Origin of the sequence: Acinetobacter sp. Gutcm_16, from assembly GCF_028649355.1 — a bacterium.
Taxonomy (GTDB): Bacteria; Pseudomonadota; Gammaproteobacteria; order Pseudomonadales; family Moraxellaceae; genus Acinetobacter; species Acinetobacter johnsonii.
Genome location: NZ_JAQSUV010000025.1, coordinates 1 through 20,107, shown reverse-complemented (window position 1 = coordinate 20,107; position 20,107 = coordinate 1). Strand labels below are relative to the sequence as shown.

8 protein-coding genes and 1 pseudogene are annotated in these 20,107 nt (G+C 35.3%); 2 read left to right on the top strand and 7 right to left on the bottom strand.

The genetic code is table 11. The features are described from left to right. Nucleotides 1-31: 31 nt before the first annotated feature. On the bottom strand, nucleotides 32-280 hold the full coding sequence (locus PTT44_RS06310) for a hypothetical protein (RefSeq protein ID WP_168159807.1): 249 nt from the start codon (nucleotides 278-280) through the stop codon (nucleotides 32-34). A gap of 290 nt (nucleotides 281-570) precedes the next feature. On the opposite strand from PTT44_RS06310, the gene PTT44_RS06305 reads away from it, so the two are divergent. After that, nucleotides 571-843, top strand: coding sequence for a hypothetical protein (locus PTT44_RS06305; protein WP_273795565.1), 273 nt, complete (start codon nucleotides 571-573; stop codon nucleotides 841-843). 229 nt (nucleotides 844-1,072) lie between these two features. Continuing rightward, the gene (locus PTT44_RS06300) at nucleotides 1,073-1,330 is read left to right on the top strand and encodes a helix-turn-helix domain-containing protein (protein ID WP_168159809.1); all 258 of its coding nucleotides are present in this window, start codon (nucleotides 1,073-1,075) and stop codon (nucleotides 1,328-1,330) included. Between the two features lie 229 nt (nucleotides 1,331-1,559). Here the strand turns inward: PTT44_RS06300 and PTT44_RS06295 are convergent, their stop codons facing one another. From PTT44_RS06295 to PTT44_RS06270, 6 genes and pseudogenes are all read right to left on the bottom strand, one after another. Further along, nucleotides 1,560-7,883 (bottom strand): DEAD/DEAH box helicase, encoded by a 6,324-nt coding sequence (locus PTT44_RS06295; RefSeq protein WP_273795564.1) that lies wholly within the window; start codon nucleotides 7,881-7,883, stop codon nucleotides 1,560-1,562. 4 nt (nucleotides 7,884-7,887) lie between these two features. Then, the gene (locus PTT44_RS06290) at nucleotides 7,888-11,181 is read right to left on the bottom strand and encodes an STY4851/ECs_5259 family protein (protein ID WP_273795563.1); all 3,294 of its coding nucleotides are present in this window, start codon (nucleotides 11,179-11,181) and stop codon (nucleotides 7,888-7,890) included. 371 nt (nucleotides 11,182-11,552) lie between these two features. After that, a pseudogene (locus tag PTT44_RS06285) lies at nucleotides 11,553-11,970 on the bottom strand (IS3 family transposase); the annotation flags it as partial. A gap of 95 nt (nucleotides 11,971-12,065) precedes the next feature. Next, complete coding sequence (locus PTT44_RS06280) at nucleotides 12,066-13,448, bottom strand: hypothetical protein (protein ID WP_168159811.1); 1,383 nt, start codon at nucleotides 13,446-13,448, stop codon at nucleotides 12,066-12,068. Between the two features lie 3 nt (nucleotides 13,449-13,451). Continuing rightward, entirely contained in the window at nucleotides 13,452-18,644 is a 5,193-nt protein-coding gene (locus PTT44_RS06275; protein WP_168159812.1) for an AAA domain-containing protein, read from the bottom strand. A 511-nt stretch (nucleotides 18,645-19,155) separates the two neighbouring features. Then, on the bottom strand, nucleotides 19,156-20,088 hold the full coding sequence (locus PTT44_RS06270) for an IS5-like element ISAha1 family transposase (protein WP_195728735.1): 933 nt from the start codon (nucleotides 20,086-20,088) through the stop codon (nucleotides 19,156-19,158). Nucleotides 20,089-20,107: the final 19 nt, after the last annotated feature.

Here is a 20,107-nt window from a genome sequence, read left to right as displayed (position 1 = left end):
GTAGAGCTCTGCTTAGTATGAATTATTTGTTTTATGTACTAATATCCCGTTTTTTAATTTTATAAGTGCCTGATCTATCAATTTTTTTGGTCAGCTCAGGGTTACGTCCAGACAATTTTTTAATTAAGACGGGAGTGCTATTAGGAGCCTTGCTCCATATAGCATCATTCTCCACATAAAGTACTGTGTTGGTACGTGCATTCTCAATAAAACTTTTACAAAGTTCTCTAGCTGCTGCAGTAGCTATATCACTTTCATCCTCTAAGCTGTTAATTTTCATATCTAAAACCTTATTTTGATTAAATTTGGTTAGGCTGACGAATAACATAATAGCTATTTTAGCCCAATGTCCTATAAAAATAGTGAATTAAATAAAAAATCTTTATGGATAAAAGTAGTTTTGAAGAATATATGAGGGCTTAATTGATTTTTGAAACATTTGCTTCAAGCGATTGAATACATTGAATATAAAAATGACAACTTATGTGTCGTTGACTGCTGACATTCTTTGTCATTAAAAGCCTTAAGCTATTGATTATTAGATTGCAGAAATGGCAACTTATGTGTCGCATGACGATTGTTGATTATTCACTAGTTGAATTAACATCAATAATCGATAATTTAATTCAAGAAAAAGAGAAATTTCATGTGGAATTAGAGGAATTATTTAGCGAAATCCAAGCATTAAACGACTTGAAAAATTTATATCCTTCTCTTGGAACGAAGATTGAAGATATAAAGTTTTTAAAACAAAAAGAATATCTTGAGCTTAATTCTAAAATTAAAGCTATTGAGTCATTAGTTAACCATACTACCCTTAGTGCAAAAGTGTCAGTAATTTAGATCCTTAATATAAAGTTTAGAATTCAGTAACAGGTAAATACAGATAAATTATGAAAGAGATCTATAACATCTTTTATAAGTAGTAGTACTTTATTCTTATAACTAGGTTCTGGAACTCTTTAGGTATTCTGAATATTTTGAGTATAAAAGTTGGCTATATGGCGAACATTAGGTAAAATCAGGTAAATGTTTGCTATATAGCTAACAATTTTAGGAACTACATACTTTTATGGCTTCTAGAAAAGAAATAGGTATCGAGATACGTTTAGCAAGAAAAGCGCTAGGCTATACACAAAAGACTCTTTCAGAAAAGACTACTGTTAATAAAACTACAATTTCTGAGATTGAAAATGGTCGATTCACAGGGTCATTTGACATCTTCGAAAGTGTTATTGATGGTGTTGGCTTGCAATTCGAAGTTCGTAAGAAAAAGCTTGTGCTTCCACATTGGGATGAAATTAAAACAATATTTGCAGAAGATGATTGAATAAAGCATTAGTTCTCGTATATTTATTTGGTTACCATTATTAAATGTCAACAGACTCTAATAGTCTGTTTTAAATTTAAAGGAAAAGTTAAATGATGCGGAAAAAATCCGCAACATTGAATATGGTTCCTATTGAATATGGTTCCTGAAGGTGTGGTTGTGTGGTTACACACTACAAGTTTCAAACATCTTTTTTCAAATCTGATTCTTACCCTTGATGATGGTTACTTCAAGATTTAGTGATATATACATCAGTCTTAAAGTACCCTTCAGCTCTTACACACATATTTTTCTCTTGCCGTTGTAGCCATAGGACTTGCTTTTGAAAGCTTTCATTAAATGGGAAATTCCCTAGCTCTTTAGCTTCCAACCAGTTCGTATATTTGATCTGCCAGAACCCGACCCCTTGATCTAAACGAATTTCAATTTTTTTGCCAGATTTTAATTTGAAAATTAAAAATCTAGCATGATCTATTTTGGTCTCTGGTAGATTCAAATTCAGCTTCTGGGACAACTGATCTTCGAAATAATTTATAAAGAAATTCTCATAAATCGCACGTTGCCTAAAATCTGAATATAATTTTTCATCCTGTATTGTTTTATTCCTAAAACAAGTTGTTATAGTCAATCTAGGGCGTATACCCAATAATTTCTTTATCTCTTTAAACAAACCAGTTATCAGAATAATATTTGCAGGAGATTGCAAGTATCGATCTGAATAATCTATCTCTGTAATTTCGTCATTTACGAGATGATTTAACTTAGACATTGGAAAAATTTTAGCCCAAAATTTTTGAGCGAATCCATCTACAGGACTATCATCAAATTCTTTACCAATTTTTAACTGATGAAACTCATTTTCATAAGATTCAATAGCCTTAAAATCAAAACTAAATTTTTGCAATTGCAATTCTTGATAGGAGATTGATTTATAACTTTGGCTTTGACTTTCCAACCAGGATTCGTTAAAACAGCTCACCTCCAGTGATTGATTATATAAAGTAGTTATTTTATCCTGACCTACAATCTGAGCGTATAAATATTCAGCATTGAGATTGGTTACTGCAAATGAAAGTCCAATCTTTTCTAAAGCCAACATTTCTTGCTGTATTTGTGCATTCAAATTTAAAGTTGGTGAAACCACAATCACCAACTTAATATTATTGTTCAACAACTTAAATAGTTTTTTTCTAATTGCAGTACATAAAACATCCCAATCTTCACTATTTCCCGTTAAGTTGAATGTAACCTGTGTTGCTCCATAGTTTACATACTGCTCAATGATGGAAAATGGAGTTCCAGCAATAAATTCTGTTTCAGGAATTGGAGATACTAAATAAGTTGAAAAATCATTACCTAACCAAGTTAAAGCTAAAGTTCGATCTAAGTATTCACTATCATGTCTTGTTTGACTATCAAGCAAACACTTTCCACATGCTGACACACAATTTTTTTCATCTACACAATTGAGTTTCTCTATCAACGATCTTAAAACTTCAGCAATAAAATTGGCTGCCGTTGTTGAAAAACCAGCACCGCCACTTAGATCATCATAAATTTGTAAAATTAAAACTGATTGATCATCAATTTTTTTCACTTTAATTGCGTAGCCGAGTTCATCTGTTGCGATTCCCGATTCACTCGCTATTGCCTGACGTAAAGCTACGACCAATGTTGTGGCAATTACTCGACCTTCTTCAGAGTTTAAAATATATTCATTACGAGTCGGATGTTTTAAAACAATCTCTAATACATCTGTTTTAATTTGACAACCTAAATGAATATTAGATTTTACGACACTTGAACCACCACAATCAGGGCGCTTAAATTTATCACCATCTTTTTGAGCCTTAAGAGACTTATGTGGACGATCTGGAGTTAAAGTACTTGGAAACTTCACTTCCCCGTCATAACTTTCTTCCATTGAGTCGGCACGACCACACTGCATACAAATGGCAAATCCTGTGCCGTTCAATCCTGAACTATATTGAAATACATGTCCATTTGGGTCTACATTAAAATATCCTAAATTAGCATGTGGCAATGGCCAACTTTCAGCAATTTCTGAAAGACCTACCCAAGGTTTTTGAACAGGTATGTATTTTTGCGTAGTGACATCATTATTGGGTTTATCATAAAAATCGACACTAAACCCGTTCGGACGCAATATCTTTTTATCATCTTTAATAGTTTCGCCACATTCGGTATTCGTACAGATCAACTGCTCTTCATTCAATAAAACACCAGATGTTAAACCTGTCTGACCACAATGGTGGCACATCCAAGCATGATCAAATTTTTGTGGTTTCTTATCATGTTCATTATGAATATTTTGCCATGCAAGTGATATTCCTTTGGACGTATAGACTCGACCATCAACGATTACTTCGGCACCTGGTGCATATTCACGAATGGCAATTGCAATATTTCGACTTGGTAAGCCTTTTATTCGCGATAAATTATCTTCGCGATCAATACGACTTTCCAAATCCATCTTTTTTCGGCTTTTTGAAAGCTTATCCCAGCGATCTTTCTCGAGCTTATTGGTATTATCGAAAGTAATCACATCTGTTGGAAAACCGTAGCTTGGTAAAAAATTACGCATCGCCAACTCAGACAATAAATATGCTTGTGTTAAACGATATTTTTCACATGTTAAACGATAGAGATAGCTACTATTAGGATTCGTCACTAGCTCTTGTTGATACTCCCTTTCAATAATGACATATTCTTCCAGCCATTCTGTTTTGAGCTCACGAATTTTTGTCACACAGGCATCAATGATTGCTGCATTATCAATATCTTTTAATGCTGTGCCTCTTTTCAAAAATTCCAATACATGTTGATAATCTTGTATTGCTTTACCCACTAACCACTTTTCAAAAGTGTCACAAATCGAATCAGATTGACCATCTTGCTTAATGTAAAACCATTTCAGGTCTAAGCTAGGTCTATCAATATTAGTATCTCCAACTTCTTTAATTAAAAAGGTAGCTAGTAACTGTGCATTGATATGGCGCTGAATCAAACGTTGTGAATTAAAGCTGACATGAGGTGCCTGAATGGCTGTGGTATAAGCCCATAATGGTTGCTTAAACACTTGTTGATCATGTGGATTATTTTTACAAATTGTATAAGAAATAGCACGTGATTGACTACCACGACCTGCTCGTCCTGTACGTTGTAAATAATTGGCTGGATGCGGTGGTACATTATTCATTACCACTGTTGATATCCCTCCAATATCAACCCCCATTTCCATGGTCGTCGAGCAGTTTAAGACGTTAACTTTACCTGCCTTAAAGTAGGTTTCATATTGCTTCAGTAAATTTGCCGACTGCTGTGCAGAGTGCTCCGCTGTACGATAGAAGAATCCTCCCGATACTGCGCTATCCGACAAGTCTGTCCATAAATTTAGTGATCTTAGCTTTTGCACTGCTGAATCTTGATGAAGTTCAGTTAGATCTTCAACATCAAAGTTCCATAGCTTTGGAAAATCCATTTCTTGGGTTTTATATTTATCAATATCTTGTGGCAAACTTATCGGTAAATAAGGTGTAAATCCTTTGAAGGTGGTATCTATTAAACGATGTGTGATTGGGCATAAAAACACTCGATCAACTAAACTAAAAGTCAATTTTTCCTTTCTAAGATGATATTTTGAATTACCATCTTCAACTAAAAATTCAGCTTTTAAAACTTGCCATGCTTTTTTCAACCAATCATCAGCCATATTGCGATGTTGAATCAAACTCAAATCTAATTTTGCCCCTAATACTAAAAGCTTCACCAAACGATGCTTTTTAGATACTGAGGCGAGTGGCCATGCCAATACACTATTGTTTTTTGACCCATCTTCTCTTTTCTTATATTGTTCCCTCAATTCAGGACCGACAACATGTTTAGGTAAAACTGGACCTCCTAACCACTGTTTCCAATCCTCAGCAAGTTCAATCACTGTATTTTCACGAATATAATAATCTAGAATAACTTTAATGAAGTCTTGCCAGTCTTTGGTACTTAATTTTTGGTCTGTCCAATAGTTAGGCAGATCATTTAAACTCTTTAACTTTTGATAACCAACTTTTACTAATCCCAAAGTTTCTAAGCTATTGGCATTTTTAGGGCGACGTGAAAACTCTCGTGTTAATAACATTTGTGCAAGTTTAAGCGACCCTGCATCATCAAAAATTTCACCTGCAATATGACGATTGGCAAGTAAAATACCAGTCCTAAAATCAAAGTCTTTTGCGATTAGCTTGCATAGTTCTTCCCAACTCATTTCAGGAATTTCAAATTGTTGATTACTGCTACTTAATTTGGACAATTCTTCTTTAAAAACATTAATTAAAGCAGTATTTCCATTTTCTTCCGCTTGACTTAATAACTGACGGAGTGTTGCCTCAGCAGGATTTACAGTTTGGTGTTGAGTTGCTTTATTAGTATGTTCTATCAGTATGTTAACCACTGCACCACGTAAGCGTGATCGTTCTGCCTCTTGTTGCATCTTGACTGATAAGCGTGCCGTCCCTTGGCGACTATCCGTAAAGGTAATTAAACGCTTACCCTTCGCTGGCATATCTAAATGTGTACAATTTTTTAAATCTTTGAATTCACCTTCAATGTATTCTGGATCATTAAAATTTTTACTTGCTTCATCAATATCATCTTGATCAATATCTGGACAATACTGCAAAAGATGCGGCACAGTCTGTGTTATGTAGTAAGGGGCGCCTAAGATTGCACGCTTGAAGGGTAAATCATATTTTGAGCCCTTTGCACTACATTCAGCCTGACTACATAAAACTGGATCACCGCCATTACCTAGTTCAAAATAATGTACAGTCAAAGTATTTTTAGAAATTTCACCTAGTTTCAAGTTTTCCAAATTCAGTTGATCTCGACGATAGTTTTTGTCTTTATTTTCATTGACAGAAAATACAACTAAACGATTCTTGATCGTATTTTTATATTCAACTTCCTCTTGTTCTTCTGTTTCATTATCAAGAAGTAATGCAAATTCATCTTCAATTTCAACAGCCCATTGTTTAAGCTTGTCATCCTTACCCAATAGGCCTAGTAAATGTGGTTCCTTACAACTTTTACAGAAAGTTAGCTCCAATACAGGTGACCCACAAGCGCAATTTTCTTGATGTGTTGCATATACTTGGCCAAAACTCCAATTTTTTAATGTTTCAGATTTTTGATTGCATTTGAAATTTATGCAGCTCCATAAACCATGAGTTACACGCTGATAATAATTAACGCGAATCTTCAGAAAAGCTTGTTTTTTGTCAGCAGGCTTGGTAAATGTGAGTAAATCTAACCATTGTAAGATTTCATCTTTAGAAAGCTCAAAACTGTTTTCTTGAGTAATTTCAGCTAAAGCATCCAAAGTTAAAGCACGTTGTGAACAAATACTTTCTCTCAAAAGACAAGCAATAGTGTGACCTGCTAATTTTTGATAACGATCAAAAGAAATTTCTTGACCTGCATCAATTGTGGCTAATTCATCAAAAGATAGATGTTCATTCTCAACCGTAGGTAATACAGGGACTTCGCGCTGTCCACCAATCACCAAAATATTTTCTGTACTTTGACCTGAAATTTCAGATAAAAATTGTTTAAGCTTTTCTTCTGCATCTGCACCAGCAATTGTTGCAGAGGTCGCTACAAAACGAACGTCTTTTGCTTCCACACCAAAAGCATGCAGAACCCGACGTAACTGCATCGCAAGTTCTGCAGCTTGTGAGCCTATATAACTATGGGCTTCATCTAATACAATCCAACGCAATTTTCCTTGAGATTTTTGCAAAATAGGTGCATCAATTTGACGCACCATCATATATTCCAACATGGTGCCATTAGTCACCAAAATAGGAGACGGATTTAATCTCAGTTCTTCACGTGTGAGCACTTGGTTAGGATGTAATTTTTGTTTTCCTGTTTCCTGTGATTTATGCTCTGGTGTATTGCCATTATACAAACAATACCGAACGGCATTAGGTTGTGAAAAATGGCGAGTCCAAGCATCTAATCGCTCTTGTTGCGAGTTAATCAGTGCATTGAGTGGATATAAAAATAAGGCATGCACACCTGTTAAGGATTGCCCTGCTTGAATAAATTCTTCGTATAAATCATTTAGAATAGGCACCATAAAACATTCAGTTTTACCTGAACCCGTTCCTGAAGTAACCACTATCGATTTCTTGTCTTTTAATAAGGCATTCCAGCTTTGTAATTGATGTACATAAGGCTGATAATTACGATTAAAACGATATGCGCCATTTTCTGAGTGATCTAAAGCATCGATTACTTTCTTATGAAGTAATTCACCACCCAAAGCATCTAATGTGGGTTGACCTTTTTCCCATGCGAACATTTGTTCAATCACTGGCGAAGATAAAAATGATTGATCTTCCCCCACAAATTGAGACATTTGTTGTCCTAAAACATCACGTAATTCAGGATGTGAAATACCTAATACACTCAAAGTTGCTTCTTTATTTTTTTGAATACTTTCTTGCGTTAAAGAACTAAAATACTGATACATTGCTTTACTTCGCTTCTAAAATTAAATACTTAACAACAGAACTAAAAATTTGATTAAACCACTGCTCATCAAATGCAACGGTCTGTTTAAGTTGCAATATCTCATAGGCACTCAAATGGAATTGAGATTGATGCTTAACGTTCATATAAGCTAAACAAAATGGTAAATAGACCACATCTTTATTCCATTGACTTGCCAATTGACTACTAAAAGGGAGCCTCTGCATACAATCAAAATAAATCCATTTATTCTGCGAAAGCGCGGTTGGCCACTCTTGCTCTTCAGTCGCACTATGATTTCGTTGCAACATACGTTGATACTCAGAGTTTTCTACACCACCCCAAAATTTGCCCTCAAATATACAATCATTTAAAAGCTGAAAATTGTATCCTGGTCCAAATGAACGTTGATTGTTTAAATAAAATGGATGGAAAGATTCAGCCAATAAAGGAGTCAAATTCTTCAATCGTTTTAAGATGTTTCCTGCCTTTCCTCGACCGAAAGCTCCATCATCAATAAGTATTTTCTGCCAATACTGAATCAATTGATTGGTTGCATGCTGCCATGATGAAACAGGGATTAAATACCACAACACAGATAATTCGGTTTCAAAACGTCGTAAAATATCGAGAGACAAATCAAGTTTAAATATTGCCATAGCCAATTGATCATAATTTGTCGCTAGACCCTTTAAGACTTCAAAAGTATTTAAAGGCAAATGGTCATAATCATGTAATAAGGTTTTCACATGGTCCCAAAACACCTCATTATTGTCATAATTCAAAGTCCGTATAAACTGCTTAATCGATTGTTTATTCTGACCAAAAGTACGTATTGCCTCGGTTAATGCATCAATTTCACTATCTTCAGGATAATCAAATTCTGGAATAAGCTTGGCTCTAAATAATGTAGAATCTTTTGCAGGTATTAATAAATAAGGAGTAAGACTCATATCTAATTCTGGAGCTTGAAAAACCTTACCTATCCATTCATTTTTTTCAATTAAATCGAGAGGTGCAACTTGTGGTTGCACTATTGACATCACCTGTGGCTTAAAGGATAAAGAAGCTTTGTCATTATAATAAGCCTTAATATTTTTACCCCAATTAAGTTGGTGTGCATAATGCCGGATGTTCCATTTTTTTTCGCTGTGATGATAGCTAATGGTGCATTCAACAAAACTATCTAAATCATCATCTAAGGCCAAAACGCCTTTCACATCTTCGACTAGCTCATATAAATTAATAGAAGAAATGCCTTGTTTAACCTTTATTTTCTTACGATAAAAAGGTACATCATGCCCCTGATTTTTTTTTGTTTTTAATACAATATCAAAATTTAACTTAGCCGCGCGGTCATAAGAGTACACTTGCAGTTCGGTATTCAATAAGTCGTGAATTACTAAATCTTTTGATGTTACTTCTTTCTGCTCATTAATCAGTTTAAAGCCTCTTGCAGGGAACGGAACAGTAACAATACACTCCCCACCAAATTTAAAGGTTATTTTTAAGTTTAATGCTAAAGGTACAACTGCACATTCCACTTGGCACTTATACGATATTCCAGTCTTTTCATAGACTAAGCTTGAATGAGGATTCAAGACTTCAATCTGAATTTCAGCATCTGATTTAATATCAAGTATAGCTTGATTAAGTACAGCACCTGCTCTTACATTCACTTCAAAATATTTTGGTAAAATAACTACTTTCTTTTTGAATAGACTTTCACCTTGTCTATTTTTTAAAGTTAGCATCAGTTGCCCAAGTAACCGATGCAAAGGGATACTTTCAATCTGCTCCTTGCCACAGTACAAAGCATGTGTACCATAGGTTTTTAATGTTGGCTTACCTTTAAATGCTAAACTAGGAGAAGTTTCTAATGTGCTGAGATTGCTCGTTCTAAATAATAACTGCTCATATTCAGCATCAGAATGACCACACTTGATGAGAATTTGGTCACCATCTTGTGTCAGAATCTGTCTTTGACCACTAATTTTATACAACTTAAATGATAAAAACTGAGCGACAAACTGCGGGGCTTCTACCAAATCTGTATCTATAAACCTTGCACCAACAGGTAGGCTAATCAAGATTTCAGTCGCTTTAGTTTTTAAAGCACCCTGTGCAATATATTTTGGTTGTTCTTTTATTTCAAAGCCTACAGGTATAGTTTCAAAATCGATTGCACTATCTTCTAATTGAATAAAATCAATAAATACACCATCTACCTCTAAGCACAAATATAATGCCTCGTTATAGGCTTGACGACGAATATTCTTTGAAAACCCTCGGTTAATTTCTGCATTAATTTTATTCTCTGTTAATGAGAGATAAGCAACACATAAAAATTGGCTCTTCTGATTCAAACCTTCCCTAATAACTAGATTCCCACGTGTTCGCATTAACTCAACATCTTCCTTAAGAGTAAATGAAAGTTCTGCTGGCAAATAAACTGTAGTAGATAAAGATTTGAAGTCATCCGATAATTGATGACTCGTTTTTAATGCTTGGCGTAATTGGTGATGCTTGGATATCTCTTCTGATGTCGACCTGAATAAATTTCTTAAAAAATCATCGACGATCGTTTGGCTTTCATCAATCGGCAATGGAAATTCATTACGCCAATACTTAGATTGCTGATCTAAAATTGCAATGGGATCATGCTGTGCTGATAACTGACAACTCTCCACTTTCTCAATAATCAACTCCACAATATCAAAAACTAAAGATAGTGTTTCATCATGCTCAAATGCTTGTGGCAACGTTTTTAACTCTTGTTGAATTTCATTTCTTAATTCATCAATATGATATTTATTGTCTAAATATAAAGAGGTCACCTTTTGGAAAATTGCAATATAGCGATTGCCATCCTCTTTTAACAAGCGTGAGGGGAATCCACCCTCTTTAAAAATCGAACCTAAGTAGTTATTGGCTTTACTATATTTAATAATCGGGCGTTTCCAAAACCTCAGTCCTTTAATTACAACTTCATTTCTGGTATTTACAGGTAAATCGACGATATTTAATGCTGTTAAAATCGGATCCCATGTCCATTTTGCAGTATATTCACGTCTAAACCATTCAGCAGCATACAATGTAAATAACTTAGCCCATTCATCGCCTATACGATTTATATTTTGGAATGGAAAACTTTTTTTAAGAAAGTTTTCCATTTCTTTAAATTCAGCAAAAGACAATTGATATTGGTAAAGTACACGTGCATCAGCAGATGTTAATCCCCTTGTTTTTAATATCTGCGCTAAATACTGTCTAGGGCTAAAATTTAAACTACACATCATTAAACACTCGAATTTTAAATACTACTTGCAACTATCTGTATTTTATTATGCTTTTATAACAAGCCATCCCCAGAAACAGCATACCATTTTACATTGTTTTTATTAAGAATTTTTTTTTGTACACAAGCCTAAAAACTAAACGAAAAACCACCCGAAGGTTGCCTGGTGAAGTATTACCAATGATTTTTATCCCATACCTGCCAGTTATTCGCACCTAAGCGTTTCTGCGCTTCATTTTTTAAAAATATTAAAAAGTTATTTCTATTCTCTAAGTCTCGAATAAGACATCCAGCAGTAAACTGATGGCAATTATCTATTAGGACATTATAGTTTATAGAATTACCGACCATTAATTCAGAAAAAGTTTGATCCTAGGCACTATTATGGACAGCATTTCCCTCTAAATTCTTAAAATACTCCTGTTTAAAAGCCTCAGGGCTTAACCAATCATTTGCAGAATGCCTTCTGAGTCGATTGTAGTAAACTTCAATATATTCAAACAAGACCGAATTAGCTTCTTTTCTTGTAGAAAATACACTGTCATGTACAACATGCCCTTTTAATTAATGTATGAAAGAAGCTTTCAGTAACCCCATTATCCCAACAACTCCCCCTGCGTGACATACTTTGAATGCAGTTATTCATCATTAATAATGCCCTAAAATCACGACTACAATATTGCGATCCTGAGAAGCATTGCTTCGCAAGGGAGTGAACCATGACATTCGTTGGATAGTATTGACGTGCAAGTGCATAGTCCAATGCATCGCAGACTAATTGGCGATCCAGAGGGATTACTTGTCCAATATTTTGGCTAGGATCAAAAAGTAGCCAGTCAAAAAAGATGACTGGCTACTTTTTTAATACGCGGTTGTAAATTTAACCTATTTTCTCTTATTCAATAAACCATAGAAATTTTCTTCATCTGATTCAATTTCTTTAAAAATATTGTAAAAAGACTTAATAAGCGTCTTGTCAGAAATGAATACACCAATTGGTACAGTCGTCAAAAAGCTTTTTCGAGGATCTCTGGCATGAATAATCAATACGCAGAACGAATCCTTCTTAACTATAATCTCCACCCCCCCTTGATACTTTAGATGGCTCTCATTCACCAAATAGAAGTTGTTTTCACCCGCCTGCGTAGAGATAATTTGCTTATAGCTAATGATTGAATGTCTATCGTCTCGATATGCCGCCGGTAAAAAGCATTTGAAGCTTTTTGTCGCAGCGTTGGTAGACAAACGATCAATTAAATCACCAAACCGATCAGACTTACCCCAAAAATTATCAGATGGTGCCAACCAATATAATGGATTCTGTTCACCTTTTTGATCGGAAGAACTCAATATTTTTTCGAAAAATAAATCAGCATTCTCTTCAGAGTAAATAGGCCCAATAAAGTAATCACTTGATTCATTCTTTAAGCGCAATAAATGATCTAAATTTAATTTATTATCGCTAAAAACAGTGTGAAGACCCAATTCATCATTACCATCCAATTCACTAAGAAGATCAAGAATTACTTCTATGTTTTCTTCTTTTCTCAATTCTTTAAGGGTGTCATAAAGTTTTGAGTCTAGGACAACACTATTTTCTAAATGGCTAAACTCATTAACCTCTTTTGGCAATGAATTTCCATCAAGTGTTAAATTAAGTGTAATCCGACGTGAATGATCTCGTAGCTTTTCTACTTGGGTCAGCTTGTACAATTGAACATTCTTTTCTTCTTCAGTCGCCTCTAAGTTCAATTTAATCAAACCCTGTCTACAGTAGGTTCGAAAATTCTTTTGAAACTCCTTATAAACTAAAGCCTCACCACTGGATAAATTTTCTTGGGAAGCCACTAATTTAATCGAGTTGGCACCATTATCATTCGTGTTTTGATTTGTAGCACTCGGGTTAAAATCAAGCATTTCAAAACTTAATTTTTGCATGCTCTCTTCAATTTTGCTTACATAAGGAATGGCACATACGTCAGTAAATGCTTTTTGAAGCTTGCTTGTAAGTGAAAAATTACCATCTTCGAGTTGCTGGATTTGTTGCCTGTGAAGCAAACTTGTCAAAAGCACTTCTGTTTCATAATTTGAAAGATCTAGGAATTTTGCAATTCTTAAAGCACTCAGTGGAGCAATAATTAACAAGCGCAATACCATGGTGTCAATAAAATCCAAAGTTTCTTTCGTTGTATAACTGAAAGCCACATTGAAAATTTGAGAAGGTAACGTTACATCAACATCATGATAACTGATCAATGACTCATTCATGAATTACACTCCTACCCATTTAGTATTTCGACGCGGTTTGTTTCGATTTTGATTTTTGGATTGCACCTTTTTATTTCTTGCACGCTTATTGAAGAATTGATATTCCGATTCATCTTCTTCACGAGCTTGAATATATGTCAGTACACGACCCAATGGCATCTCACTGTTTATACCTTGCCACATTTCAGATGCACCAAAAATAACCAGTCGATCCATTGCACGAGAAAGCGCTACGTTCACGCGATTATCCAATTTTAGAAATGCGGGAAATTTGGTAGGATCATTTCGCGTTACAGAAAGAATAATGATCCGATTTTCTTTACCCTGATAACTGTCTACTGTATCGATACGAACCAGTGATCTTAGCTCATTCGAAATATCACTTAATGCGAAAGCCTTTCTCAAACGGTTTTTTTGTTCAGCGTAGGTGCAAATCACTCCAATTACCGGCTCTTGTACCGAACCAGGTTTAGGCATTAATCGCTGTAATAAAGGTTTGTCTTTATCTATACGTTGAAGAAAATCGATGATTTGATCAATTTCGTGTGGATTATAGATACTGCTCCCTTTCTCTGGATTGAAGTGCTCAGCATTACCGGTATCAACCCAAGTAACTGTTGAATTCAACTCAGTTGCAATTTCAGAGTAATAAATATCAGGAACAATCCGCTTTAATTCAACTTTCTCAAGTTCCTCAACAGTTTTAAATCTTGAATCAACTACACCAAGTTCAAGCTTACCTTTATAGAAGCAATCTGATACCAAATTACCAATACTTGGGCTCATTCGATATTGGGTTAAGATTTCCGCACTCGCTTGCTGACCATAATGTGAATCAAAAATACGACCAAAATCACTTTGCAATACATGATCGAGGTCATCTTTTTTAATTCCGAGTTGAACAGCCAAAGCTTTCTTAAGCTCAGTTGAATACAGTGGAGGAAGCTGATTTTGGTCACCGACCAATAAAATTCTTTTTCCAGATTGCATTGCAATCGCCAGTTCTGATGAAATAGAACGCGCTGCTTCATCAATAATTACCCAATCAAATACTTGATTTGCAATACCGATACTTTGCTGTCCAACCCCAACACAAGTACCACAAATTAATTGTCTGGTTTTAACTAAAAAACTTTCATAATTTGCACTTGGACTATCAATAAGAGGTTCATAATCAAAAGCAATATTGATTAATGCTTGTGCACTGCGTCCTTCTGCACTCGATATACCATGGTATTGATTTAAAGCATCAAAGGTCATTACTTCAATATTGTTCAACCGATTCAAAGCAGTTGACTCTTTATCATCAATACATTTTTGAAGCTGATTGAGCAGATTTGGATCGTGGCTAAATTGAACTTTAAATCTCTCCATAGCCTTTTCAAAAGCGTTTTGATATTCATCTGATGAAAAGCTAATTTTTTGCTCTAAATCATCTTGATCAATCGAACCGTATGCAACTTTAAGATTATTTAGCTCAAGGCGGAGCATGTATAAATCCCTCAAATAATCCGCATCTAAATCTAAAACTTCAGCAAATGAAACGATTTTTTGTTTCATGTTCGACTTAAAAAGCTCTTTTTTCGCCGTGATAATCGAACCCGTGTAAACATCTTTTAGGCCATCTGACACAGCACTTTCTTTGTTGCTAATTCGAGCAATACTTATTTCAGTTTCCCGATTTAAAAACTGTTTGCGAATTCGCTCCACACTTTCATTCACAGCTTCATGCGATTGGCTGACAATAAGTATATTTCCAACATTGAGTACTTCATAAAGAAAGTGTGCAAACGTTGAAATGAATTCTGTTTTACCAGTTCCTGGTGGCCCTTTAAGCATAGAAATTGGGCCATGATTGAGAATTTGACGAAATGCTACTCTCTGTAATGGATTTAAGCTTTTAATTAACTTACCACTGTCATTGTCGTAGACATTATATTTATCAAATTGCTCATCGGTGACTTCAACCCCATAATCATCGGCCTCAATGTTTAGAGCTGGTTCAAAATAATCAATCAGATTCTGTATCCGAGCATCATTTCCAAGAATGTTTTTTAATGCATCTGCTCGTTTTCGGTTAGACGATTTATCAGCTTTACTTTGTAAAAATAGGGTTGATCCAACAGGCACTGAATTTTTATCATTAAAAAAGTCAATCCACAATTCCCCAACTCTTGATTGTGCAATATTCATCGTACCAATACAAAAGGTGTAATCGCCCCCTCTACCTGTTTCCCTCGTACACATGACATCAATCTTATCAGTGCTACTAAACTTAGCGGATACATCCTCATCCGAATCATAAAAAGCAACAACACTCTTTGAATTGAAATGATGCTTATTCTCAACTTTCTTTAAAGGGCCACTTAAGGTAATTGATGGATGAGCATGACGTTCCGCCACCATGACCTTTTTCCAAAGATCTTTGGTTGATATATCGTATAGCGGGCTAATCCCTGATTGAGCGACATTCTGAGTTGGAATAGCACCTAATAACGATTCAACCTTAACAATATCATTATCATCAACAGGTTCTAAACCATGAAGTTGAGCCTGCGTAGCCGCAAGTTCATCTAATCTCTGAACTTGTTTAGCGTAGTTAAATAACTCTAAGGCATCTAAAAAACCTTGATCTTGCTGAAGAAAATCACTCAATTCAATAATATTATCCCGCGTGTTTCGACCAGAAACAGGATTTACATGAATCGTTGCATCAACACTGCAGCTTGCTTCTTTACTAGCTCGCCACCATAAATCTTGTTTTAGTAGAGTGTCAAGAAAGCTTAATTGCTGTTCATGGGGCTTATAGAATCCTTTGGCTGTTCCATTAATCCCACTAAAAGTGACGCGTATATCTCCCTCTTTAGCAGACTCAAGTTGAATATAAAGCTTCCCATTTTCAGGATAAATAGTGAAAGCTGTATCAACTTTATTAGAATAAATTGAAATCTGTGGACCTTTCTTAACATTGTCATCTTTACATTCAAAAGCTTCCATAAAGCGAGTGTTGTCAATATAACGAACACCAACGTCTTCGCTTAATTCAGTACTGAATGCCTGAGATAACCATGCTAATTTTTGATCTTGTGAGGAATCCAACTCAGTATTTAAGTTAATATCATATAACCCAGCAATCAATTTCAATGCAGCATAATTATCACATTGCATTGCTGTTGGATCTTCAATATCGGCTGCATAGTAAGGGCTTGAAGAGTCCCCTTGAACCGGCACTGGGTGATAGCTGTCGGTAAACACAACTTGTAAATTTGCGCGATCTACCAATATATTTTGATCACTCAAATGCCCATGATAATACTCGTGCCCATGTAGATTTTTAATTGCCTGTAATAGATTAACTACAAGGCCTTCTTTTTCCTCATCAGTTAGATCAGCTACCGTATTTTGCCAAGTATCAAAACTCAATGTAGCTGTAACAAGATACGCTGAGGCAGTAATAGTTGATAGACCAAAATCTATAATTTCAGGTAGATAAGTTGGCTTGAGTGATTTGATGTCTTTCAATTCCTCAAAGAATCGCTTGTAACAACCCTTTTGGTAAGTTGTCATTGATGTAACAACTTTCCCTCCCCAAAATTTCACTAAATTATTACCAGATGCATATGTCATAAACTCTGCATTGGCTTGGATTGGTGCTCCAGCCATGGGATAGCTATCGTAGATATTTACCTGAGTTAAAAATGGGTCTAAAACAGCATCGTCTAGCTTATAGCTAACTTCGACATCTGGTTTTTCTAACAAGTAATCACTGAAAAATTCAATCGCATTTTCATATCCCCCAGTGAGCGCCCGACTTATAACTCGATCGAACCAATCATTTTGATCCAGTAGATTCGGGTTAAAATCTTTTAAAGATTTCCCGCTTAGACGTTGGTTCTTCATGATATGAAAAATAAGAAGGCCAAGCCAATACACATCTTGCTGAGGTGCAGTTAATTCCAGGGCGGGTCGTTGAGAAGCTGTATTATAAATAGGTAAAATATCTACCAATTCCTCGCCAATTCGCGATGGTCGTAATTGATCACTCGCTGATGTGAAGTTTGATAGCGTTACCTCCATTTTGTATGAAAGCCAGATGCTATGCTCACCAATATCGCCGTGTACAATGCCCATTGCATGCAAATCATTAAATTTACTGATCATAATTTGGAATAGATCGTATTTCTCTGATTTACTCAATTTTGAAGCATAAGAACGAATGAATTCATTTGTCCGAAAGGCGGTTTCAGGGATTTCATACAATTCATTATATTTCGATGTCATATCATCGAGAGTTGGATTCGTAATTGGGTGTAAACAAATTAGGTACAGATCCGGCTTTTCACTCTTGATACGCTGATAAATTTGACGCTCATTACAAATAAAATCAAATCGATGCTGTCGCTGATTCATTTTTGAGTTTGAACCAGATAACGCATTGAAATCCCAACAGCGCATCAAGGATTTTTCACCAATAATATTGGTAGATTGTGCCTTATACTCGGTATAAATTTTATTTGGATGTGGAAGAAGAACATCTCCACGTTCATGATTGTTTAAGATGATCGAGCGTGGCTGAATTTGATCATTGGCAAAAATTTCATCCAAAATACCGTGGTATTCTTTTTTAATGTCATAAATACGACCATCTCGCTCAAGATGCTGACGGAACATCCAATTAAAATTAGATTGATCAGCGAGTTTTAAAAACTCATCTAAAGATAGAATATGTGCAAGGTCTTCAGGCGGTAAAGTCGAGTAGTCCGCTTTACCACACATCACAACAAAGTGAGAAACACTTTGATAGTGGAATGTAATACCTTTCTCGCGCTTTTCCTTAACTTTGTCTTTGAGTTTATTGGTGATAAGATGCATTTTTTTAATATTTTTTTCAACCGGACATGTATCCAATTCCTTGTTGTCTAAATACCATTTACCAGCACTTTTGGTAATCTTCTTGCCATTCCAGTCTTTCAATTCAATGACTAAAATGTTTGCATGGGTAATAATCAGCAAATCAAATTCGTATTTATCTAATTCACGCACTCCTTTGTTTCGGCCAGCATTGTGCATAAACTGAAATCCAGCATAAGCCCTCCAATCCTTTGTTTTAAAACCACTATCGAAAACCTTTTTAATCTTGTCTAATGCTATTCGTTCGTGTTCGTAAATTCCAGTTTCTGTATATGTAATCTTCATATTCGTAAAGTTTCCAATTAAAACAGTTGTTTAATTTTTAAATGTATTAGTTCGGCACCCAAAAAAAGATGCAAAAATTTTCACAATTAAAATTCGTGTATAAATAAATCTAAGTTTTAAAAATTCTTCTAAAGAATTTAGGTTTTTGTGTTTTGTTTGTTAGGCTTGATGGCCCTCCGAATAATTTATTTAAGTTCAGTAGGTTTGTCTTAAGTTTTTGCTTTGCCGAAAATTCCAATGAAAAACTTAGCTTTCGGCAATGATCATCAAATAGATGATCTGATATATGTTGAAGCAAAACGTATTTCACTTTAACGGTTTGGGACCTGCTTCAAATACTACACATTAATTCTCACTTTACAAACTTTATTATTTATTTTTTTAAATGGTGGATTTAAAGTCAAGCTTGTAAGAAGAAACACGAAATTTAAATTTACAGACACCGAGTTGGGGCTGGGAGGCTTTGTTGCACAAACATTCAAAAGCTAAACTTCTTCCAAGTTATCTAAATTTAAGTGGCAACTTGGGTGTGAGGTCGACCTAAATCTGTAAATTTATTTAATACGGCCACACGTGCATGAATCTCATTGACTTGGCTTTGAAAGTTTCTCGCACGGAGTTTATCGCCTAATAATTTGATGCAATGCATCTTGGTTTCTATCAGACTTCTGCGATGATAGCCTGACCAATTTTTCCATATTGTTCTTCCTAAACGTTTAACTGTTCGAAGTAATTCATTTCGCTCTAGCGAGCTGGTCTTTGTATCTTTCCAAGGTTTCGCATTTTTTCTTGGCGGAATCACCGCATGTGCTTGTCGGTCTGCAATTACTTGACGGCATTGCTTGGTGTCATAAGCCCCATCAGTATAGACAGAGTCAATCTGCTCATCTTGTGGAATCTGATCGAGTAAATCACCAAGCACTTGTGAATCACTCACATTATTTGTAGTGAGTTGAATAGCGCGTATTTGAAGGGTTTCAGCATCTATACCAATATGAAGTTTACGCCATTGGCGACGATATTCAGGTTGGTGTTTCTTACGCTTCCATTCACCTTCGCCTAGAAACTTTAAGCCAGTAGAATCGACGAGTAGCTGGAGGCCATTACTGCTTTTTTGATAGTTAATTGCAATATCAATATGCTTTTGTCTTCTGCAGATGGTGGAATAGTCTGGTGCTGTCCAATCTAATCTACAAAGATGAATGAGACTTTGCACAAAGCCAGTGACCATGCGTAAAGAAAGATGAAATAAGGATTTGATCATTAAACAGCATTGGATGGCTGTATCTGAATAAGTTTGATTTCGACCATGTTTACCTTTGGGTTGAGCGTACCATTGAGTCTTGGGATCAAACCAAATTGAGAGATTTCCTCGATTTATTAATGCACTGTTATAAGAAGACCAATTGGTTGTACGATAGATTTTAGGTGTGGGCTTATTCATTTGAGAATTATATTGTGGA